General features: G+C 66.3%; 21 protein-coding genes. 8 read left to right on the plus strand and 13 right to left on the minus strand.

Annotated elements, in window-relative coordinates:
* Position 1 precedes the first annotated feature (1 nt).
* Positions 2 to 1,012: a questin oxidase family protein gene (locus ACE3QM_RS13815; protein WP_374422641.1), complete on the minus strand. Its 1,011-nt coding sequence runs from the start codon at positions 1,010 to 1,012 to the stop codon at positions 2 to 4.
* 72 nt (positions 1,013 to 1,084) lie between these two features.
* On the opposite strand from ACE3QM_RS13815, the gene soxR reads away from it, so the two are divergent.
* The 3 genes from soxR to ACE3QM_RS13830 all read left to right on the plus strand — a co-directional run bounded on the left by soxR (position 1,085) and on the right by ACE3QM_RS13830 (position 3,396).
* The gene (gene soxR / locus ACE3QM_RS13820; protein WP_374422643.1) at positions 1,085 to 1,579 is read left to right on the plus strand and encodes a redox-sensitive transcriptional activator SoxR; all 495 of its coding nucleotides are present in this window, start codon (positions 1,085 to 1,087) and stop codon (positions 1,577 to 1,579) included.
* A gap of 368 nt (positions 1,580 to 1,947) precedes the next feature.
* A complete protein-coding gene (locus tag ACE3QM_RS13825) occupies positions 1,948 to 2,898 on the plus strand; it encodes a hypothetical protein (RefSeq protein ID WP_374422645.1) in 951 nt (316 codons plus the stop codon).
* A 63-nt stretch (positions 2,899 to 2,961) separates the two neighbouring features.
* Entirely contained in the window at positions 2,962 to 3,396 is a 435-nt protein-coding gene (locus ACE3QM_RS13830; RefSeq protein ID WP_374422647.1) for a CesT family type III secretion system chaperone, read from the plus strand.
* A 95-nt stretch (positions 3,397 to 3,491) separates the two neighbouring features.
* Here ACE3QM_RS13830 and ACE3QM_RS13835 read toward each other — a convergent pair whose 3' ends face one another.
* Complete coding sequence (locus tag ACE3QM_RS13835) at positions 3,492 to 4,025, minus strand: carboxymuconolactone decarboxylase family protein (protein ID WP_048410081.1); 534 nt, start codon at positions 4,023 to 4,025, stop codon at positions 3,492 to 3,494.
* A 107-nt stretch (positions 4,026 to 4,132) separates the two neighbouring features.
* Here ACE3QM_RS13835 and ACE3QM_RS13840 point away from each other — a divergent pair, with 107 nt between their 5' ends.
* Together ACE3QM_RS13840 and blaOXA are read left to right on the plus strand one after the other, a co-directional pair.
* Positions 4,133 to 4,960 (plus strand): helix-turn-helix domain-containing protein, encoded by an 828-nt coding sequence (locus tag ACE3QM_RS13840; protein ID WP_374422650.1) that lies wholly within the window; start codon positions 4,133 to 4,135, stop codon positions 4,958 to 4,960.
* Between the two features lie 90 nt (positions 4,961 to 5,050).
* Entirely contained in the window at positions 5,051 to 5,890 is an 840-nt protein-coding gene (gene blaOXA / locus ACE3QM_RS13845; protein WP_048410079.1) for a class D beta-lactamase, read from the plus strand.
* On the opposite strand, the gene ACE3QM_RS13850 is transcribed toward blaOXA, so the two are convergent.
* Both ACE3QM_RS13850 and ACE3QM_RS13855 read right to left on the minus strand, forming a co-directional pair.
* Entirely contained in the window at positions 5,872 to 7,920 is a 2,049-nt protein-coding gene (locus tag ACE3QM_RS13850; RefSeq protein ID WP_374422652.1) for a prolyl oligopeptidase family protein, read from the minus strand. The two genes, blaOXA and ACE3QM_RS13850, sit on opposite strands and share 19 nt — an antisense overlap.
* Before the next feature lie 79 nt (positions 7,921 to 7,999).
* Positions 8,000 to 9,064, minus strand: a complete 1,065-nt coding sequence (locus ACE3QM_RS13855; protein WP_374422655.1) for a saccharopine dehydrogenase NADP-binding domain-containing protein — start codon at positions 9,062 to 9,064, stop codon at positions 8,000 to 8,002.
* 107 nt (positions 9,065 to 9,171) lie between these two features.
* Here ACE3QM_RS13855 and ACE3QM_RS13860 point away from each other — a divergent pair, with 107 nt between their 5' ends.
* Entirely contained in the window at positions 9,172 to 9,765 is a 594-nt protein-coding gene (locus tag ACE3QM_RS13860) for a TetR/AcrR family transcriptional regulator (RefSeq protein ID WP_374422657.1), read from the plus strand.
* A gap of 46 nt (positions 9,766 to 9,811) precedes the next feature.
* Here the strand turns inward: ACE3QM_RS13860 and ltaE are convergent, their stop codons facing one another.
* Both ltaE and ACE3QM_RS13870 read right to left on the minus strand, forming a co-directional pair.
* Positions 9,812 to 10,840 carry a low-specificity L-threonine aldolase gene (ltaE, locus tag ACE3QM_RS13865; RefSeq protein ID WP_374422659.1) on the minus strand — a complete coding sequence of 343 codons (1,029 nt, stop codon included), beginning with the start codon at positions 10,838 to 10,840 and terminating at the stop codon, positions 9,812 to 9,814.
* An 11-nt stretch (positions 10,841 to 10,851) separates the two neighbouring features.
* Positions 10,852 to 11,469 (minus strand): TetR/AcrR family transcriptional regulator, encoded by a 618-nt coding sequence (locus ACE3QM_RS13870; protein ID WP_374422661.1) that lies wholly within the window; start codon positions 11,467 to 11,469, stop codon positions 10,852 to 10,854.
* Between the two features lie 150 nt (positions 11,470 to 11,619).
* Here ACE3QM_RS13870 and ACE3QM_RS13875 point away from each other — a divergent pair, with 150 nt between their 5' ends.
* A complete protein-coding gene (locus ACE3QM_RS13875; protein ID WP_374422663.1) occupies positions 11,620 to 11,958 on the plus strand; it encodes a darcynin family protein in 339 nt (112 codons plus the stop codon).
* 138 nt (positions 11,959 to 12,096) lie between these two features.
* Here ACE3QM_RS13875 and ACE3QM_RS13880 read toward each other — a convergent pair whose 3' ends face one another.
* Positions 12,097 to 12,321: a hypothetical protein gene (locus ACE3QM_RS13880; RefSeq protein ID WP_048410074.1), complete on the minus strand. Its 225-nt coding sequence runs from the start codon at positions 12,319 to 12,321 to the stop codon at positions 12,097 to 12,099.
* 230 nt (positions 12,322 to 12,551) lie between these two features.
* On the opposite strand from ACE3QM_RS13880, the gene tcdA reads away from it, so the two are divergent.
* On the plus strand, positions 12,552 to 13,352 hold the full coding sequence (tcdA, locus tag ACE3QM_RS13885; RefSeq protein WP_231462207.1) for a tRNA cyclic N6-threonylcarbamoyladenosine(37) synthase TcdA: 801 nt from the start codon (positions 12,552 to 12,554) through the stop codon (positions 13,350 to 13,352).
* Positions 13,353 to 13,373: 21 nt separating this feature from the next.
* On the opposite strand, the gene ACE3QM_RS13890 is transcribed toward tcdA, so the two are convergent.
* From ACE3QM_RS13890 to ACE3QM_RS13915, 6 genes are all read right to left on the minus strand, one after another.
* Positions 13,374 to 14,027 (minus strand): hypothetical protein, encoded by a 654-nt coding sequence (locus tag ACE3QM_RS13890; protein WP_374422666.1) that lies wholly within the window; start codon positions 14,025 to 14,027, stop codon positions 13,374 to 13,376.
* The gene (locus tag ACE3QM_RS13895; RefSeq protein ID WP_374422725.1) at positions 14,024 to 14,371 is read right to left on the minus strand and encodes a type II toxin-antitoxin system prevent-host-death family antitoxin; all 348 of its coding nucleotides are present in this window, start codon (positions 14,369 to 14,371) and stop codon (positions 14,024 to 14,026) included. Before ACE3QM_RS13895 ends, ACE3QM_RS13890 begins: the two co-directional genes overlap by 4 nt.
* 312 nt (positions 14,372 to 14,683) lie before the next feature.
* Complete coding sequence (locus tag ACE3QM_RS13900; protein ID WP_082151036.1) at positions 14,684 to 15,427, minus strand: M48 family metallopeptidase; 744 nt, start codon at positions 15,425 to 15,427, stop codon at positions 14,684 to 14,686.
* Positions 15,428 to 15,639: 212 nt separating this feature from the next.
* A complete protein-coding gene (locus ACE3QM_RS13905) occupies positions 15,640 to 16,431 on the minus strand; it encodes a CDP-diacylglycerol diphosphatase (protein ID WP_231462204.1) in 792 nt (263 codons plus the stop codon).
* Between the two features lie 103 nt (positions 16,432 to 16,534).
* Complete coding sequence (gene oppF, locus ACE3QM_RS13910) at positions 16,535 to 17,527, minus strand: murein tripeptide/oligopeptide ABC transporter ATP binding protein OppF (protein ID WP_231462202.1); 993 nt, start codon at positions 17,525 to 17,527, stop codon at positions 16,535 to 16,537.
* Positions 17,520 to 18,521, minus strand: a complete 1,002-nt coding sequence (locus ACE3QM_RS13915) for an ABC transporter ATP-binding protein (RefSeq protein WP_048410069.1) — start codon at positions 18,519 to 18,521, stop codon at positions 17,520 to 17,522. Before ACE3QM_RS13915 ends, oppF begins: the two co-directional genes overlap by 8 nt.
* Positions 18,522 to 18,537: the final 16 nt, after the last annotated feature.

Genomic DNA, 18,537 nt, shown 5'->3' on the forward strand with positions numbered 1-18,537 from the left:
TTCACACCGCGTCCCACAAGGCCCGCGCCGCCGCCGCATGGTAGAAGACATCGCCGCTGCGCTGGAACTCGCGGTGGCAGGCATACACCAGCTTGATCACATGCTCGTTGCGCAGCTTCAGCACCCGCTGCAGCAATAAGGGCCAGGCCGGTTGCGCGTCCGGCAGTTCCGCCGCTTCCAGCGCCGGCGCGCCGATGGACACATAGGCGACGCAGAAGGTCCGCCACAAGGCTGGATGCCAATCCTCCGCCGCCAGGCCGGGCAGGTGCTCGAGCACGTCGCGCAGCGCCAGCGTCGCGGTCACCATGTGCAGCGCGGTGAAGTTGTCGGTCTGCCAATACACCCGCAGCGCGGCCCGCGCCAATTCATCCAGCCAGTCCGGCGTTTGCGGCGCGCCGGGCAGCGCCGCGGCGAAGCGCGGATCGGCCAGCACCGCGTCGAAGCGATCGTGTATCCAGTAATCCGGGCTGTTCCAGCCGGCCAGCGCCCGCGACAGCTGTTCCAGCCCGGCCTCGGCCGAGGCGGCCGGCGCTTGCGCGTCCAGGCCGGTGGGCAGGCGCAGATAGGCGCACAGATAATAGGCCAGGCCCGCCGCCGCCTCGCCGGCGTGGCCGGCGCGCAGCGCGAAGGCCAGCCGGATCAACGGGTGGAAGGCGCCGCCGCCCGGCGAGAACGGCAGGCTGCCCAGCACCTCGCGCACGGTTTCGTCCACGCCGCGCGCCGCCACCCGCTGTTCCATCACCCGCAGCAAGGCCGGGAAGGCGTCCAGCCGGCCCACGGCGGCGTCCCAGCGCCGCCAGCCGATATCGTATTCCACCGGCTCGGCCGGCTCGGCGCGCTCGCTTTCCCAGAAATCGAAGAAGGTGCGCAGTTGATGCGGCTCCGCGCCCATTTCCGCCAGCGCGGTCAGCGCCATCGGGCAATGGTTGGTGGTGTCGCTGTGCATCAGCGAAAACTCGTGGTTGGCGTCCAGCAAGGCATGCAGTTCGGTGTGACGGCTTGGCGCGTTCATGGCGTCCTCCTTGAAAAAAACCTGCCGTCACGATAAAAGTTAAAGTCAACTTTAAGTCAAGCGAGTCCGGACATGCCAGCCTCCCCCTCATCCAAGCCCAACCCCTGGCTCAGCATAGGCGAGTTGGCGCGCCGTGCCGGCGTCGCCGCCAGCGCGCTGCGCTACTACGAAACCCAGGGCCTGCTGCACAGCGTCCGTTCCGCCGGCGGCCAGCGCCGCTACCCGCGCGACGCGCTGCGCCGCGTCGCCTTTATCCGCGCCGCCCAGATCGTCGGCATCAGCCTGGACGACATCCGCGCCTCGCTGGCCGCGCTGCCCAGCCAGCGCACGCCGACGCCGCGCGATTGGGAGGCCTTGTCCGCCGACTGGCTGCCGCGCCTGCAGCAGCGCATAGACGAGTTGACCCGGCTGCGCGACCGGCTGGGCAACTGCATAGGCTGCGGCTGCCTGTCGCTGAGCCAGTGCGCGCTGTACAACCCCGGCGACCGCGCGGCCAGCCTGGGCGATGGGCCGCGTTACCTGATAGGCGAACCGCCGACGGAAGCGCCGGACCAAGAACCGGGCTGAGCGCCTGTTCTAAAGTCTCGCGAGCAAGAGCGAGACCAGGCGAAAACGAGCGACAAAGCGGAATGTACGAGTGGTACATGAGCACTGAGCTTGGTTTCAACGCCCATTTCTATCCATCCCGCCGACGCGCAGCAGATCGTAAACAGGTTCTTAGAACGTGTTTACGATCTCGCGAGCTAAGGCGAGACAAGGCGAAAACGGGCGAAAAAGCGGAATGTACACCTGGTACATGAGCATTTTGAGCTCGGTTTCAACGCCGTATCGCCAACGCGTAGCAGATCGTAAACAGGTTCTGAGCACTTCCTGAAAGCCGCTGTTACAACGGCGCGCTGTAATGGCGCCCATTTCAACGCCACTGGAGCGCCACCATGGTATTTCTCGGCTTTACCTCCATCCGGCCCAATGCCGGCCAAGCCCCCGCCCCGGCCCCCGAGGCCCCCGCCGCCCAAGTCGGCAGCCTCAACGGCAAGCCGGTGCGCGTCGACGACAGCGCCGAAAGCCGCGGCAAGGCCCACGCGGTCTTGAGCGAGTGCCTGTCCGATGTGCGCCGTTTCTTCCAGCCGCTGTGCGGCCGGGTCACCCGCTTCTTCGGCGCGATTCCGGACTGGGTGCGCACGCTGGCCGGCCAGGCCAAGCCAACCGAGGCCAGCGCTCAGCAAGCGCCCGTGTCCCATCTCACCGCGTCGTTCGCCGCCAATTTCTGCCGCCTGTGCGATACGTTCCAGGCCAGCCTGGCGGATAAGCACAATATGGACGGTGCCTTCCGCGTGCCGGCATCGCACGAAAAATTGCAGAACGTGAAACAACAGATGGCGCATGGAGAGATGGCGCCGGACTCGCTCAGCCACATCGAGATTGCCGCGCTGATCAAGGACACCCTGAAGCAATTGCCGCTGCCCAGCGATCAAGACCTGCACGCGCTGCACGCCAGCGGCGCAGACGTCACCCGCCTACACCGCGAGATGTTGTCGCAATTGCCGGAAGGGCCGCTCAAGCAGTGCGGAAGCGAGGCGATGCGCACCCTGGCCTTGAGCCATCGCCATGCCGATGCCGGCACCGGCAGCGCGTTCAGTAAAACCTCCATCGAGATTTCCGCGCCGCTGTGGCAGATGACCGATCTCCAACTGGCCAAAACCATGCCCACGATTGGCGGAGCGCTGCTGCAAGGCTGGCTGGATGAGCCCGCAGTCCCTGCGGACTCGTCAGCCGAGCAGCCTTCCTCGCCAGCGGATAAACCCGTCACGGTGGAACCGTGGCGTGCTCAGTACGCCACGGTAATGCAGCAACTGCTGACCAAGCGCCCACAGCGCTCGGAATAAGCGCCATGCCGCCGGCCGCCGCGCGCGGCCGGCTTCCCTTCCCTCATCCAAAAAAGAAAAACCATGCCCACGCCTTTCCAACACGCCGTCGCCGAACTTTGCCAATCCCTGTCGCTGCAGCCGCCGGAACAGATCGACAACGCGCTGTTCACCCTGCAAGTGGGCGAACACGCGCTGCATCTGAGCGAACAGCCGGCGCATCAACTGCTGATGTTCTGCTGCCTGTCGCCGCAGCAGGCGCAAGCGGACGCGCCGCCGCTGCGGCAGAACCTGTTCAGCGACGACCCGCTCAAGCCGGTGATAGGCCAATCCGCGCACAGCCAGGACTGGGTGCTGTGGAACCGCCAGCCGCTGGCGCATTGCGACGCCGCCGCGCTGCAGCGGCAGTTGGAACGCCTCAGCGACTGCGCCGAACAATGCTGCCGCGCGCCGGAAGCCGCGGCGCCGACCTTCGCGCCGCAGGCGCTGCGCCAGCGTCACGCCCGGCTGCACTGCTGAGCGGGACAAGGTCAGCACGAAAACGGCCGAGGCCGCCGGCATACCCAAGTACGCCGGCCAAGCCTCGGCCGCGCTCAATCAACGGCAACCGTCGTCTACAAGTCCACCACCGGGAAATCAATCTCGGTGCCGGCGATCAGGTTAGCGTAATTGGTCAGCGTGTTCAGCGCCACCGCGGCGATCACCTCCACCAGCAGACCGTCGTCGACGCCGGCGGCGCGCGCCGCGGCCAGATCCTGATCGGACAACACGCCGCGCTGGCTGACGATTTGCGCGGTCAGCCGGGCGATCGCGCCGGTTTGCGCGTCGGCGGCCTCTCCGGCGCGCGCCGCCTGGATGTCGGCCTCGCTCAGGCCAGCGCCCTTGCTCATCAGGCTGTGGGCGGACAGGCAGTACTGGCAGGCATTGGCCTGGGCGGCGGCCAAGGCGATCACCTCGCGCTGGCGCGCGCTGAGCTTGCCCTTGGCCAGGGCTTCGGAGAAGCCCAGATAGGCGTTCAGCACCGCCGGTGACTGGGCGAAGGTGGCGAACAGATTGGGCACCTTGCCCAGCTTGGCCTTGACGGCGTCCAGAGTGGCGCCCAGTTCCGGGCTGGCTTGATGGCGGTCTACGGTGGGGATGCGGGGCATGATGGGCTCCTGACTCTCGGGTTGAACGACAATGGGGACTGCACAGGAGCCATCTTGCAATACAATCAGCGGTCTATCGTCTCGAAAACTTTGCAGATCGTATCGAAATGGACTTGTTGACGCCCTTGCTGCAGCAAAGCGCCTTCTCCGCGCGCGTGTTCCATCATGGCAATCTATGCCATCTGGCCGACTTCGACCCTGGCGCAATGGCCGGTCATCTGCACTTGCTCAAGGGCGGCCGCCTGCGCTGCACCCTGCGCGACGTTCTGGTGCTGGACACCGACCGCCCCTGCGCCTTGCTGTTTCCGCGCCCCAGCGCCCACACCCTGCTCCCGGAGGGCGAACGCGGCGCCGACCTGGTCTGCGCCAAGCTGGACCTGGGCTTCCAGACCGGCGGGCCGCTGGCGCTGGCGCTGCCGGAATGCCTGGTGCTGTACCTGGACGACGCGCCGGGCTTGCTGTCCACGCTGCAGCTCTTGTTCGACGAGGCCTTCTCCGAGCGCTTCGCCCGCCAGGCGGCGCTGGACCGTTTGATGGAATATTTCCTGATCCAGGCGATACGCGTGGTGATAGACGCCGGCCAGATCCACAGCGGCATCTTCGCCGCCATGTCCGACCCCAAGCTGGTACGCGCCGTCAACGCCATCCATGCCAGCCCCGAGCGCGGCTGGACCGTGGAACTGCTGGCGGAACAGGCCGGCATGTCGCGCGCGCGCTTCGCCGCCCGCTTCCGGCAACAAGTCGGCCTGCCGCCGCTGGACTACCTGACCGACTGGCGCTTGGCCGTGGTCCGTCACATGCTGCTACAGGGCCAGCCGCTCAAGCGCATCGCCGCCCAGGTGGGTTATGCCAGCCCGGCCGCGCTGAGCCGGGTGTTCGCGCAAAGGCTGGGCTCGCCGCCCGTCGATTGGCTGAAACGGCAGCAAGCGCGCTAGTCCGGACCGGGCATGGAACTTCTGGCGGCGTTTTTCGATCAGACAGCTGGCCGCGGCCAAGCCGCACCCAAACCAATAGATGAAACCGCCATGACCACTCTACGCCTTGCCTCCGCCTGCCTGCTCAGCGCCGGCCTGTTCAGCCTCCCCTCCCACGCCGCCACCTTGTGCACGCTGCTGGCCGACGCCAAGAGCGGCGACATCCTGCTGCAACAGGGCAGTTGCGAACAGCGCTACACCCCGGCCTCCACCTTCAAGCTGCCGCTCAGCGTGATGGGCTTCGACTCCGGCTTCCTCCTGAGCGAGCACCAGCCGGCGCTGCCGTATCGGAACGGCGATGTGGACTGGGGCGGCGACAACTGGAAACAGCCCACCGATCCGGTGCGCTGGCTGAAATATTCGGTGGTGTGGTATTCGCAGCGGATCGCCCAGGCCTTGGGCGAGGCGCGGCTAAGCCGTTACGCCGACGCCTTCGGCTACGGCAACGCCGATTTCAGCGGCGACCCGGGCAAGCACAATGGGCTGGAGCGCGCCTGGATCGCCTCCTCGCTGCAGGTGTCGCCGCTGGAACAGCTGGCCTTCCTGCGCAAGCTGGTCAATCTTGAGCTGCCGGTATCCAAGCGCGCGCAGGAACTGACGATGAAGATCGCCGAGGCCAGCGCGGCGGCGGACGGCTGGCAGGCGCACGGCAAGACCGGCATGGCCTATCCGCGCAAGGCGGACGGCGAGTTCGACGAGGAACATCCCTACGGCTGGTACGTGGGCTGGGCCAATAAGGGCGAACGCTCGCTGGTCTTCGTGCGCCTGATCCAGGACGACAAGAAAGAACCGGGCACCGCCGGCGTGCGCTCGCGCGCGGCCTTCCTGGAGGAGCTGCCGGCGCTGGCGGCGGCGGCAGCGCCCGCCTCCGCTCAATCCATCAGCCGCTGATACAGATAGACCAGCACCCGCGCCAGTTCCTGCGCGGTCTGTTCCTGGCCGGCGTTGCCGCTATGGCCACCGGCCTCGGTTTCCAATAGCAGCGCGTCGTGGCCCAGCTCCTGCATGCGCGCCACCATCTTGCGCGCATGCGCCGGGTGCACCCGGTCGTCCTTGGCGCTGGTGGTGAACAGGGCCAGCGGATAGGCCAGATCGCCGCGCAGCCGGTGGTAGGGCGAATACGCCTCCAGCGCCGGCCGCTGCGCCGGATCCTCCGGATCGCCGTATTCGTCTATCCAGCTGGCGCCGGCCAGCAGCTCGGTGTAGCGCAGCATGTCCAGCAGCGGCACTTCGCACACCACCGCGCCGAACAATTCCGGCCGCTGCGTCATGCAGGCGCCCACCAGCAGGCCGCCGTTGCTGCCGCCCTCTATGCCCAGCTTGGCCGGCGCGGTCAGGCCGCGCGCCACCATGTCTTCCGCCACCGCGATGAAGTCGTCGAAGCCCACCTGGCGGTTCACCCCCTGCGCCGCCTGGTGCCAGCCGGGGCCGAACTCGCCGCCGCCGCGGATGCAGGCCAGCGCGAAGGCGCCGCCGCGTTGCAGCCAGTGCGGGCCGAAGTTCTCCACGTAGTAAGGCATCATCGGCACTTCGAAGCCGCCGTAGCCGTACAGCAAGGTGGGCGTGGCGCCGTCCAGCGGCGCGTCGCGGCGGCGCACCACGAAATAGGGAATGCTTTCGCCGTCCGGCGCGCGCGCCTGCCATTGCTCGGCGACGAAGTCGGCCGGATCGAAAGCCTCCGGCTGACGGCGCAGGCATTCCTGTTGGCCGCTGGCCACGTCCAGCCGGTACAGGCCGGTCGGGGTCAGGAAATCGCTGAAGCTGTAGCACAGGATGTCGCTGTCCCAGGGTTGATCGGCGAACTCGATCACCCCGCCACTGGGCGTGGGCAGCGCGCGCTCGCGCCAGACGCCGTCGACCTTGTCGAAGGCCAGCAGCCGGCTCTTGACTTGGTCCAACAGATTGACCACCACGCTGGCGCGGGTGGTCTCCACCGACTCCACCGCCAGCCGCGGCTGCGGCGCCACCAGCAGTTGCGCGTCTATCCGTCCCTGGCGCAGCGGCTCCAGCGCCACCGCCAGCAAGGCGCCGGCCGGATAGCGGGCCCCGGCGGCGTCCCAGTCCTCGGCCAGCTTGACGATCAGATCGCCGTGCAGATAGGCCTCCAGCTCCGCCTTGGGCGGCAACGGCAGCGCGTGGGTTTCCAGCGCTTCGTCGATCAGATGGTAGGTCTTGCTGTAGAAGCTGTCCGAGCACTCGATCAGGTCCAGCGTCGCGCCGTCGGCGTCGAGGAAGCGCCAGGCGGCGACCATCATCGCGTCTTCGCTGGCGGCGAACACCTGGCTCCACGCATGCCGCCCTTCCTCGCCGCGCTCCACCAGCCACACTTCGCGCGGGTAGCCGGCGCGGGTCAGCGGCGCGCCCGGCCAGCCGGGGCAGGCCCAGGCGCTGTCCGGATCGCGCCAGGCCACATGGCTCTTGCCTTCGGGAAAGCTGAAGCCGTCCGGCCGCCACGCGCCGGCGGCCAGATCGTATTCGCGGGCGATGCCGGCGTCGCCGCCGCCGGCGGTCAGGTGCACCATCGCTTGCAGCGGCGCCAGCGTGCAGTGGGATACCCCGTCCAGATACCAGTCCTCGCCGGCCTCGTCGGCCAGCGCGTCGATGTCCAGCACCGTCTGCCAGTCCTGCTCGGCGGCGCGGTAGGCCGCCAGCGTGCTGCGGCGGTAAATGCCGCGCGGATGAGCTGCGTCCTGGTGGAAGTTGTACAGCCAGCCGTCGTGCTCGGCGCAGAACGGAATCTGGCGGGTATCGCGCAGATGGGCGAGGATTTCGTCGCGCAGGCCGGCGAAACGCGGATCGGCGTCCAGCAGCGCCTGCGCGCGCGCGTTCTGCCCGGCCACCCATGCGGCGGCGGCGGGATCGTCCAGGCTTTCCAGCCAGGCGTGGGAATCGGGGGCGTTATAGTCGGACATCGGCGTCATCACGGTTGCGAATCAATGGCCGCGAGGTTAGCACCCCGCGCCGCCAACGCCAAATGCGCCACGCCCCGGCACCCGAAGTTCAGACCGCGGTGATCTCCACCCCTTCCGCCCGCAGCTGGCGGCAGGCGTGCTCGGGGTCCAGCAGCGCCTCGCCCAGATAGACGCCGGCGGGCGGCGCGTCCGCGCCCAATAGATGCTCGATCTGCAAAACGGCGCCCAAGGCGGTCAGATGCGCTTGCCCCAGCGGGTCCGCCAGCTGCACGGTTGTTCCGCTCGGCCGGCCGGCGGCGTCCCTGCCCGCGACGGCAATGCGGATGCGGTGAGCCGCGCCCGGCCCCGGATTGTAGAGCAGCGCCTGCCGCGCGCTGTTGAACATCGGCCGCGACAGCAACCGCCATATGCCGCTGCGCACCAGCAGATGCAGCAAGGCGGTGGCTTTGCCGTCGTCGAAGCCTATGCGCGCATCCACCTGCGCGGCGCCGACGATGGCCGGCAGATTCGCTTGATCCGGGGTATCGAAACGGTAAACCCGGTGGCGTCCGCCAGCGCCGAAGTCCGCGACGCGGCCATCGAGAAAACCGCCGCGCTTGACCCATTCGCCCCCTGCCATGGTGTGGAACGGCTCGGACAGGCGGTCCATGTAGGCGGTGGAATTCGGCCCCGCCTGATCCGCCATCGCGAACAAAATGTCGATGCCGACGCGCTCGACCTCGGCGACGGCCCTCGCCGCGTCTCGCGCCACAAGGCTGGCCACGCCGGCCATCCAGGCCGATGACAGCACCACCGGCGCGCGAGGATGCCCATGCGCGGCCACGGTCAGCAGCGCCTGTTTCTGCCGTTCCGTCCAGCGGGTGACGTCAAGGTAGGCGTGGCCCTGGGCCAGCGCCAGCCGCAATAGCCGGTCATGCCCATCGTTGACCAAGCCCACGATGAGCGCGCCCTGGAGAGATTCCGGCAACGCCGGCGCGTCCACCTCCATCGCCATCGCCTCGGCTCCATATCGCTGCGCCACCGCTTGGGCCGCGTCGAGACGACGGCCGGCGATGACGAGCTTGAGATCCGGCCTGCGCCGCGCCAGCAAGGCCGCCACTTGCGCGCCCACCACGCCGCTGCCGCCAACGAGAACAACGCTTGAAGAAGTCATGCCTCACTCCAGTTTTGGTCAATTGACCAATATTAAAACATGAACTTGGTCGTTTGAACAATTAAACTGGCGCATCAGCAATGTCGGACGATCACGAAGGAGGAAGGATGTCGGCCAAGGGAGAGGAAAGACGGGAGGCGATTCTGCGCGCGGCGATGCGGGTGCTGACCCGCGACGGCGGACAGGGCTTCCGCATGCGCGCCATCGCGGCGGAAGCCGGGGTGGGCATCAGCCATGTCCAGTACTACTTCAAGAACATCGACGCGGTGATGGCAGGCGTCATGGCGCGCTACCTGGAAGACTGGGATGAGCTGATGCTGGACGCGCCCGCCAGCCTGGCCGGCGCGCTGGACTTTGTGCTGGAAACACAGCTGCGGCACGGCGACTGCAAGCTGCTCTGGGAGCTGTGGGCGCTCTCCAGCCGCAGCGAGGCCGCCGATGCGGCGCTCAAGACTTTCTACGCCGGCTATACCGACCGGGTCTGCGCGCTGCTGCGTCGCGAGGCGCCGGCGGACGCGCCCGACAGCGTGCTTAGGGAACGCGCGGTGCTCATCGTCGCCTTGATCGAGGGCTTATCCATCCTGCGCGGCAATGGCCGGGAGCAAACGCTGGCGCCGCAAGCCCAGCGCCATGCCATAAACGCCGCGCTGGCGCTGGCCGTCCTGCCGCTGCGGCCGGCCGCTCCCGAGCGGCAGGCGTGACCCAGGCGCCCGGCGCCATGGCTGAGCCACGGCGCCGGGGCACGGCTCAGTCGGACAGCACTCGCTGCAGCGCATCCACCAGCCGGTCCAGGTCTTCGCGCTGTACCTGCCAGTGGGTGACGATGCGCATCAGCCCGCCTTCCGGCGGGTTAGCCTTGATGCCGGCCTGATGCAGCGCGGCCATCAGTTCGGCCACGTCGATGTCGGCGGTGAGGCGGAACCACACCATATTGATGTGCACGTCCTCCGGCTTCACCTCGACGCAGGGCAGCGCCGCCAGCCGCTCGGCCAGGTAGCGGGCATTGGCGTGGTCGTCCTTGAGCCGCTCCACCATCTCGTTCAGCGCCACGATGCCGGGCGCGGCGATCACGCCGGCCTGGCGCATGCCGCCGCCCAGCAGCTTGCGGTTGCGGCGCGCGCGGGCGATGAAATCGGCGTCGCCGGCCAGGATGGAGCCCACCGGCGCGGCCAGGCCCTTGGACAGGCAGAACATCACCGAATCGGCGTATTGGGCGATCTCGCTCGCTGCGCAGCCCAGGTGGGCGGCGGCGTTGAAGATGCGCGCGCCGTCCAGGTGCACCGGCACTTGGTGGCGGCGCGCCACTTCGGCGCTGGCCGCCATCGCCGCCAGCGGGATCACCCGGCCGTTGCAATGCGCGTTTTCCAGACAGATCAGCCCGGTGCGCGGCCAATGGATGTCCTCGCCGACGCGGATGCGCTGTGCTATCGCCTCCGGCGTCATCACCCCGTCCACGCCGGCGACGGTGCGCAGTTGCACGCCGCCTATCACCGCCGCGCCGCCGGTTTCGTGCCAGACGATGTGGCAGCCCTCTTCCAGGATCACCTCGTCGCCGCGCTGGCAGTGGGTGAAGATAGCCAATTGGTTGCCGAAATTGCCGGTGGGCACGAACAACGCCGCCTGCTTGCCCAGCTTCTCCGCCGCCAGTTGTTCCAGCGCCCGCACCGTGGGGTCGTCGCCGTAGACGTCGTCGCCCACCTCGGCGTTGAACATCGCCTCGCGCATCGCCGGCGTCGGCTGGGTCACGGTGTCGCTGCGCACATCAATCCATTGCATGGTTCGCTCCTTCATAAGGTGGAAATCTCGTCGCCATCGGCCGGCAAGGCCAGGTAAGCGCTCAGCGCCGCCGCAATGCAGCGCGTCAACTCGGCCTGCCCCGCGCCGGCGTCCAGCGCCAGGCCATGCAGCAGGCTGTCCGCCATACGCAGCAGGCGCGGCGCGCGCGCGGCGGGCAAGCCGCAATCGGCCAGCCAAGCCTCCACGCAGGCCAACAGCTCCAGGTCCAGCGGATTGTCCGCCGGCGGCAAATCGAACTGCGGCCACTCCCGCTCCAGTACCCGGTGCAGGCCCGGCGCGGCCAGATGCAGACGCAGGCAGGCCGACACCAGCTGTTCCAGTTGGACAGGCCACGGCTGGCCGGCGCTCAGCCGCAAGGCCTCGCGCACCGTCGCCAGCGTTTCCTCGCCGTGGCGGCGGTGCAGCGCCGCCACCAGCGCCTGCTTGTTGGGAAAGTACTGGTAGAGCGAGCCTATGCCTACGCCGGCCAGTTCCGCCGCCCTGTTGGTGGTCAGTCCGGCATAGCCGTCGCGCTCCAGAATGCGAGCCGTCGCCTCCAGAATCGCCGCCACCACGTGGCGGGAGCGAGCTTGGCCGGGCTGTTTGCGGGCTTGCGGGATCATCGGCATGCGGCGGTCCGTAAGGGAGGGAGGCTTGCGCCGCGGTCATGTGGCCAACTGCGGAAAGACGGCGACAAAGGCTTAGCAGAACACGAGTTTTACCCGCTGACAAGGGCGGATACATTGAAAGCGTCGTCCATCCTCAATGAAAGCGGAATCATGAGCCAAAGCTATGCCTTCTTCGCGCTGCTGCGCGTCCATCCCAACTGGCTGCGTCTGAGCAGGCCCGAGCGCCGGCGCTTCGAAACGGAAACCCTGAAGCCTATCTATGCGCGCTACCCGGCGGTGCGCATGCGTTGGTTCGACGCCGAGGCCTTCACCACCCGCTGCAGCGATATCGCGCTGTTCGAGACCGAATCGATCAAGGACTTCTATTATCTGATCGATGCGCTGCGCGACAGCCGGCTCGTCACCGAACCCTTTTTCGAGTTCATCGACATCCTGCCGGCGGTGGAGGACGGTTTCCGCGACTACGACGCGCATCTGGCCACGGATTGATGGACCGACCGCTCAAGACCGGCCAATACAAACGGCGACCTTGCGGTCGCCGTGTTGCTGCTGCGGGAGGCCGGGTTATGCCCGGCAAGTCCGGCCCGAAACGGCCGGCGGAGACACTCTCAGATTGTCAGCAGTGGCTTAGTGGATTCGATACGATTGCTTGATCTCGCTTACGCGGCGCTCGGCCTGTTGAACGGTCAGCGGGCTCACGGCCATGTGGGCGCCGCAGTGGCAGCGCAGCACGCTGTCGGGGTGCAGGGACTTGAGATGTTGGCGGAGTTCATGGCCGCATTCCTCGCAGGCGACCACGACGGTGGCGTTGTAATGCTTGTCCAGATCAATATCGAATCTTTGCTGCTTCATGGGAATCTCCCTTGCTGTGACAAAGGCCGGCCGGCCAGAGGAAGCGCAGGAAGCGCTTCATGGCCGACCTGAATTGAAGGATAGCCCCGGCGGTGAAAGGTTCCCAGCAATCAGTCACTTAAGCTGGATTTTTTTGAGCAGGGACAAAGGCCGCGCCGGCGGCGGCGGCACTGGTCAGCGGCCGGAGCTTGCAGTATCCTTCGCCGATTTGAATATTGACGATTGCAGGCATGGACACCCACAACGCTGATCTGGAACGCCGCTTCGGCGGCATCGCCCGTCTCTACGGACCGGAGGCGCTGGCCCGCTTCCAGGCCGCCCACGTCTGCGTGGTCGGCGTCGGCGGCGTCGGCTCCTGGGCGGTGGAGGCGCTGGCGCGCAGCGCCATCGGCAAGCTGACGCTGATCGATCTGGACAATGTGGCCGAATCCAACACCAACCGCCAATTGCCGGCGCTGGACCCCAATTACGGCATGGCCAAGGTCAGCGCGCTGGCCGAGCGCGTGCGCGCGATCAACCCCGTCTGCCAGGTGGTGGAGATCGAGGATTTCGTCACCGAGGACAATCTGGAGCAGATGCTGGGCCAGGGCTACGATTTCATCATCGACTGCATAGACAGCCTGCGCATCAAGACCGCGATGGCGGCCTGGTGCGTGCGCCGCCGCCAGCCTTTCATCGTCTCCGGCGGCGCCGGCGGTCAGACCGATCCGACGCAGATCCGGGTGGCGGACCTGGGCGAGGTCACTTACGATCCACTGCTGTCCAAGCTGCGCTACAACCTGCGCCGCCACCACCAGTTCAGCCGCGAAGCCGGCAAGAAGCTGCACGTTCCGTGCGTGTTCTCCACCGAACAGCTGGTTTATCCGGACACGGCGCAGCAGGCTTGCGACACCGCGGAGGCGCGCGGTCCGCAGGGGCTGTCCTGCGCCGGCTTCGGCGCGGCGATGACGGTGACCGCCAGCTTCGGCCTGGTGGCGGTGGCGCAGGCCTTGAAGCACTTGGCCAAGCCGCCCAAAGCCCAGCGCGGCTGACGCTGCGCAGGCCGGGAGACCTCACGACAGCGACAATTCAATAGCCGCTTGCACGATGGGCCTGGCCCAGACCGGAGTGGCGGCCAAGGCGGCAAGATCGTCCACCCCAGGAAACACCATCCGGCCATTGACGGTTTCCAACACCAGCACCGGGTCTGGAATCTCCTGCCCCGGCGCCGCTTCAGCACTATTGTCGAATACTTGCAGCCGGGCCAGCCGCGGCAACAGGCTGATCAGATTAAGGCGCGAGCTGACCCAGCGCTCGTGAATCTTGTGCTCCGGGATATCGTGGCCGCCATGGGCGACACGCAAGCCTACCCGCGCAATGTGTCGTTCCGGCGAGTCCAGGCCGCAAAACAGCATCATGACATTGTGGCTGCCAGCCGCTGCGGCGAGCATGTCCGCCATGGTCCGGCCTCCCAGCGTGGTCTCGAACGCAAAGTTGCCGCCCTCGCGAATGGCGGCCGCCAGGCGGGACCGGCCGTATTCCCATGCCTGCCCATTGGCCTTGTCCGGGTCCAAACCCAGTTGTCTGACCAGTTCGCGCGCATAACTGTCCGGGTTGTACCAGGACAAGCCATGCTCGGCCAGCAAGCTGCCACCCACCGAGCTCTTGCCTGCGCCGTTCACGCCGGCAAGCACCAGGATGAAGGGACACGCGGCGGCGGCGCTCAAAACGCGTCGCCGGCCTTGGGCCGCGAACCTAACTGACCCTGGGCGCCAAACAGACTATCGACGTTCTGTACCGTGCCCGCTTGTTGCAATTGGGCCAAGCGGGCATCGAAACGCTGATTCAGCGCGTCCAACGCCGCTTGCTCGCGCTGCTTCAGCGCCTGAACAGCATTTTCCAGCCGCCGGTAAGTGGCGGCGTCCAGCAACACCATCTCCACGGTCGAATGGTTGGTAACAGCCACGCTACCCTGTTGATGAACTAGGCGCACAACCTCCCCCCATTTGTTTTTGACCTGGGAGGCATTCTGACGCGGCAAGGCGTCCAAGCTGGGCAATTCCGTAATCATCGCAGTCCCGCCGGGAAAATAATGACGATAAGGCAATAATAGCCCTAATCTGAAAAAATATCTCTTTTAGCCATTTTAGCCAATAATCTATGGCTAACACGCTCAAAGCAACCATTCACGATCTCGCGAGCTAAGGCGAGACCAGATGGAAACGAGCGAAAAAGCGGAATGTACACGTGGTACATGAGCATTTTGAGCTCGTACTCACCGTGCGACGGCTCGCGACGCGCGGCAAGTTTTGGACAGCGGCTGACGCGGCCATGAAAAAAGCACCGCCATGACGGTGCTTTTTCATTTGCGGGCGGATGCCGCTTACATGCTCTGGATCTGCTTTTCCAGTTTCACGGCGCGGTCGCCAGGAGCCGGGTGGCTGCCCAGCAGGCTGCTGTCGTTGCCGTACAGCTCCGCCAGCTTGCGCAGCGCGGCCGGGCCGCCTTGCACATTGTAGTTGTGGCGCTTCAGGAAGCCCACGGAGTAAGCGTCGGCATCGCTTTCCTGCGATTGGGAGAACTGCGCGTTCACCACGGCTTCGGCGAAACCGCCCAGCTCGGACTCGGACAGGTTGGCGGCCACGGCGTTGCCGCTGCCGGCGGCGCCTTTGCGCGCGGCGGAGGTGGCGTAAGCCAGCTGCATCGCCTTCTTGGTGTGGCCCAGTTTCACGTGGCCGATTTCATGGCCGATGACGAAGCGCACTTCGTCGTCGTTCATCTTGTCCATCAGGCCGCTGTACACGCGCACGGTGCCGTCGGCCATCGCGAAGGCGTTGACTTCCTTGGTCAGGTAAACCTTGAAGTTCAGCTTGGTGCCGTCTTCGCTGTCCAGACCCTTGACCATCTTGGTCAGGCGCTTGGAGTAGGCGTTGGAGGCCGGGGCCACTTTGTTCTGCTTGTCCATCACCACGCGGGACTCGGCGGCCATGGCCTTGACGTCGGCGTCGCTGAGGGTGGCGGATTTCACCAGGTCGGTGCCGGCGCTGATCATGGAGCCCAGATCGAAAGCGTGTACCGGAGCGGCGAAGCAGGCAGCAGCCAGGGCTGTCAGAGCGAATTTTTTCATTCTGTTTGTCTCTTTTATTTAAAAGCAGACGGATGCTATCTGCTTTGTCCGCACTTGAAAAGCGATTGGCATAATTGCCCCACCACCTTGATTCAAGCCACTCACGCATCGAGACCGGCAAACCCTTGCCGCCACAAGGTTTCTACCAGAACTATCCCCTCATCGGGCCAAGCTGGCTTGTCGCGGCAGCGCAACGTGACAGTGGAAATCTGTCAGTTAACGGCCGCCGGCGCGCGCAGCTGCGGGCAGGCGTGATCTTGCAGTTCTTCCACCGAGCCGCGGTTGGCGCCGATCAGGCTGGCGCGGCTGCTGAGCAGGATGAAGCCGTCGCGGCCATCGGCCAGCCGCGTCGCCACCAAAGCCAGGCCATAGCGCCCCATCTCCAGGCCAGCCTCCGGCAGGCCCGCCGCCAGCGCCTTGAACGGATCCACTTCCGGCCCGCCGCCGGCATTCGCCGCCAGCGTGCGCGCCCAGTAAGCATGGCCCTGCAGCTCCACCGGCAATTCGCGCCACTCTGGGCCCAAGCTGTCCTTCAGGTCTTCCAGTTGCTGACGCACGGTGGCGTCGGTGCAGGAGATGTGGATGTGCAGCTGGTTCTGGGTGCGCCCGTACTGGGAGTTGACGGTCAGCGACAGCAATTCGCGCGGAATCGCCTGACCGTAGCGCTGCTCCAGAAAGCGGCGCGCGCGCCAGGCCGCGCCCCAGTAGTCCGGCGCGCGCTCGTTCAGCAGTTCCGGGCTTTCGATGCCGCTGACGCGGGCGGTGGGAATCAACAGGTATTGCAGCCAGCCGTTGCGGTCCTTCAACACCGCGCTGCCGCCGGCTTCGCCGCCGCCCAGGTCCACTTCGGCGCAGGGCGCCGGCTGGCCGCTGGCTTGCTGATTGGGCAGGCATTGCCGGCTGACGATATTCCACAGCGCGTCGGAATCGGCCCACAGCAGCGCCGAGTACCCCAGGGCCAGCGCGGCCAGCAGGCCGGTGGCGATTTTGAGCGTGTTCTTCATGTTCGAATGTATGGTTAGGCCGCTCCGCCACTATAGCGAAGGCCGGGCCCGGAGATGAAAAAACCGCCCATGAAGGGCGGTTTTGCATCGGGCTCGCGTTTGCTCAGACCAGCAGGCAGGAGGTCTGGCTCTGCTCGCTGACATGGTGCAGCCGCGTGGTCTCTTGCGCGCAGCGCGCTTCCGCCTGCGGGCAGCGGGTACGGAACACGCAGCCGGACGGCGGATTGATCGGGCTGGGCAGGTCGCCTTGCAGGATCTGGATCACCTTGTTCTTTTCCAGCTTCGGGTCCGGGATGGGGATGGCCGACAATAGCGCGCGGGTATACGGATGCGACGGCGCGTCGTACAGCGCGTACTTTTCCGCCAGTTCCATTTCGCGGCCCAGATACATCACCAGGATGCGGTCGGAGATGTGCTTGACCACGGCCAGATCGTGGGCGATGAAGATCAGCGCCAGGCCCATTTCGCGCTGCAACTCCTTCAGCAGGTTGATGATCTGCGCCTGGATGGACACGTCCAGCGCCGATACCGGCTCGTCGCAGATGATGAGCTTGGGCTCCAGGATCAACGCGCGGGCGATGCCGATGCGCTGACACTGGCCGCCGGAGAACTCGTGCGGATAGCGGTTGATCATCTGCTCGCGCAGGCCCACCTTGGCCATCATCGCCTTGACGCGGCGCATCACCTCTTCCGGCCCCAGTTCCGGCTTGTGCACGCGCAGCGGCTCGCCGATGATCTGCGCCACCGTCATCCGCGGATTGAGCGAGGCCAGCGGGTCCTGGAAGATCATCTGGATGTCCTTGCGCACCGCCAGCCAGTCCTTGTCGCTGCCCTTGCGCAAATCCTTGCCCATCCACACGATTTCGCCTGCGGTGGCCGGGATCAGGTTGAGGATGGCGCGGCTGAGCGTGGATTTGCCGCAGCCGGATTCGCCCACCACGCCCAGGGTTTCGCCGGCGTAGAGGTCGAAGCTGACGCCGTCCACCGCCTTCAGCGTTTTCTTGGGGCTCCACGGCCAGCTGTCGCCGCCCTTGACCTGGAAGTGCACTTTAACATCGCGCACCGAAAGAATGGCCTGTTTGGCTTGTTCAGACATGGGCCACCTCCTGGGCTGCTTGCGCCAGCTCGGCGGCCGGCTTGTGACAGGCGCGTATCACCTGCGGGTTGTGGCTGCTGGCCTGCAACGGCGGCAGTTCTTGCGCGCAGCGCTCCAGGCTGTGGGTGCAGCGCTCCGAGAACGGGCAGCCCTTGGGCATGTGCGCCATATTGGGCGGGTTGCCGGGAATGCTGACCAGCTCGCTGCCGTCATGGTCCAGCCGCGGCAGCGCGCCCAGCAGGCCTATGGTGTAGGGGTGGCTGGGGTGGTAGAAGATGCTGTCGGCGTCGCCGTATTCCATCACCCGGCCGCCGTACATCACCATCACTTTTTCGCACAGACCGGCCACCACGCCCAAGTCGTGGGTGATCATGATGATGGAGGTGCCGAAGTCGCGCTGCAGGTCTTTCAGCAGCGTCAGGATCTGCGCCTGCACCGTCACGTCCAGCGCGGTGGTGGGTTCGTCGGCGATCAGCACTTCCGGTTCGCACAGCAGCGCCATCGCGATCATCACGCGCTGGCGCATGCCGCCGGAGAACTCATGCGGATACATGCCGACGCGGCGCGCCGCCTCCGGAATGCGCACCGCGTCCAGCAATTCGATCGCGCGCTTCTTGGCTTCGCGCCGGCTGATGCCCTTGTGCAGTTCCAGCACTTCGGTCATCTGCCGCTCCACCGTCAGATAGGGGTTCAGCGAGGTCATCGGGTCCTGGAAGATCATGGACACGCGGTCGCCGCGGATGGCGTTCAACTCGCTCGCGCCCATGGTCAGCAGGTCTTTGCCGTGGAACAGCACTTCGCCGCTGGCGCTGCCGTTGCGGGCCAGCAGGCCCATGATGGACAGCACGGTCTGGCTCTTGCCGGAGCCGGACTCGCCGACGATGCCCAGGGTCTGGCCCTTGCCCAGTTCGAAGCTGACGCCGTTGACGGCATTGACCATGCCGTCGTTGGTCTGGAACCGAACCCCGAGATTATTGACTTTCAAGATGCTCATAATGATCTACCTCGGG

Origin of the sequence: Chromobacterium sp., assembly GCF_041912965.1 — a bacterium.
Classification (GTDB): Bacteria; Pseudomonadota; Gammaproteobacteria; order Burkholderiales; family Chromobacteriaceae; genus Chromobacterium; species Chromobacterium aquaticum.

Bases quoted from the DNA above. Each gene is read 5' to 3' on its own strand.
- ACE3QM_RS13815 (WP_374422641.1), bottom strand. From the start codon at position 1,012: ATGAACGCGCCAAGCCGTCACACCGAACTGCATGCCTTGCTGGACGCC.
- soxR (WP_374422643.1), top strand. From the start codon at position 1,085: ATGCCAGCCTCCCCCTCATCCAAGCCCAACCCCTGGCTCAGCATAGGC.
- ACE3QM_RS13825 (WP_374422645.1), top strand. From the start codon at position 1,948: ATGGTATTTCTCGGCTTTACCTCCATCCGGCCCAATGCCGGCCAAGCC.
- ACE3QM_RS13830 (WP_374422647.1), top strand. From the start codon at position 2,962: ATGCCCACGCCTTTCCAACACGCCGTCGCCGAACTTTGCCAATCCCTG.
- ACE3QM_RS13835 (WP_048410081.1), bottom strand. From the start codon at position 4,025: ATGCCCCGCATCCCCACCGTAGACCGCCATCAAGCCAGCCCGGAACTG.
- ACE3QM_RS13840 (WP_374422650.1), top strand. From the start codon at position 4,133: ATGGACTTGTTGACGCCCTTGCTGCAGCAAAGCGCCTTCTCCGCGCGC.
- blaOXA (WP_048410079.1), top strand. From the start codon at position 5,051: ATGACCACTCTACGCCTTGCCTCCGCCTGCCTGCTCAGCGCCGGCCTG.
- ACE3QM_RS13850 (WP_374422652.1), bottom strand. From the start codon at position 7,920: ATGACGCCGATGTCCGACTATAACGCCCCCGATTCCCACGCCTGGCTG.
- ACE3QM_RS13855 (WP_374422655.1), bottom strand. From the start codon at position 9,064: ATGACTTCTTCAAGCGTTGTTCTCGTTGGCGGCAGCGGCGTGGTGGGC.
- ACE3QM_RS13860 (WP_374422657.1), top strand. From the start codon at position 9,172: ATGTCGGCCAAGGGAGAGGAAAGACGGGAGGCGATTCTGCGCGCGGCG.
- ltaE (WP_374422659.1), bottom strand. From the start codon at position 10,840: ATGCAATGGATTGATGTGCGCAGCGACACCGTGACCCAGCCGACGCCG.
- ACE3QM_RS13870 (WP_374422661.1), bottom strand. From the start codon at position 11,469: ATGCCGATGATCCCGCAAGCCCGCAAACAGCCCGGCCAAGCTCGCTCC.
- ACE3QM_RS13875 (WP_374422663.1), top strand. From the start codon at position 11,620: ATGAGCCAAAGCTATGCCTTCTTCGCGCTGCTGCGCGTCCATCCCAAC.
- ACE3QM_RS13880 (WP_048410074.1), bottom strand. From the start codon at position 12,321: ATGAAGCAGCAAAGATTCGATATTGATCTGGACAAGCATTACAACGCC.
- tcdA (WP_231462207.1), top strand. From the start codon at position 12,552: ATGGACACCCACAACGCTGATCTGGAACGCCGCTTCGGCGGCATCGCC.
- ACE3QM_RS13895 (WP_374422725.1), bottom strand. From the start codon at position 14,371: ATGATTACGGAATTGCCCAGCTTGGACGCCTTGCCGCGTCAGAATGCC.
- ACE3QM_RS13900 (WP_082151036.1), bottom strand. From the start codon at position 15,427: ATGAAAAAATTCGCTCTGACAGCCCTGGCTGCTGCCTGCTTCGCCGCT.
- ACE3QM_RS13905 (WP_231462204.1), bottom strand. From the start codon at position 16,431: ATGAAGAACACGCTCAAAATCGCCACCGGCCTGCTGGCCGCGCTGGCC.
- oppF (WP_231462202.1), bottom strand. From the start codon at position 17,527: ATGTCTGAACAAGCCAAACAGGCCATTCTTTCGGTGCGCGATGTTAAA.
- ACE3QM_RS13915 (WP_048410069.1), bottom strand. From the start codon at position 18,521: ATGAGCATCTTGAAAGTCAATAATCTCGGGGTTCGGTTCCAGACCAAC.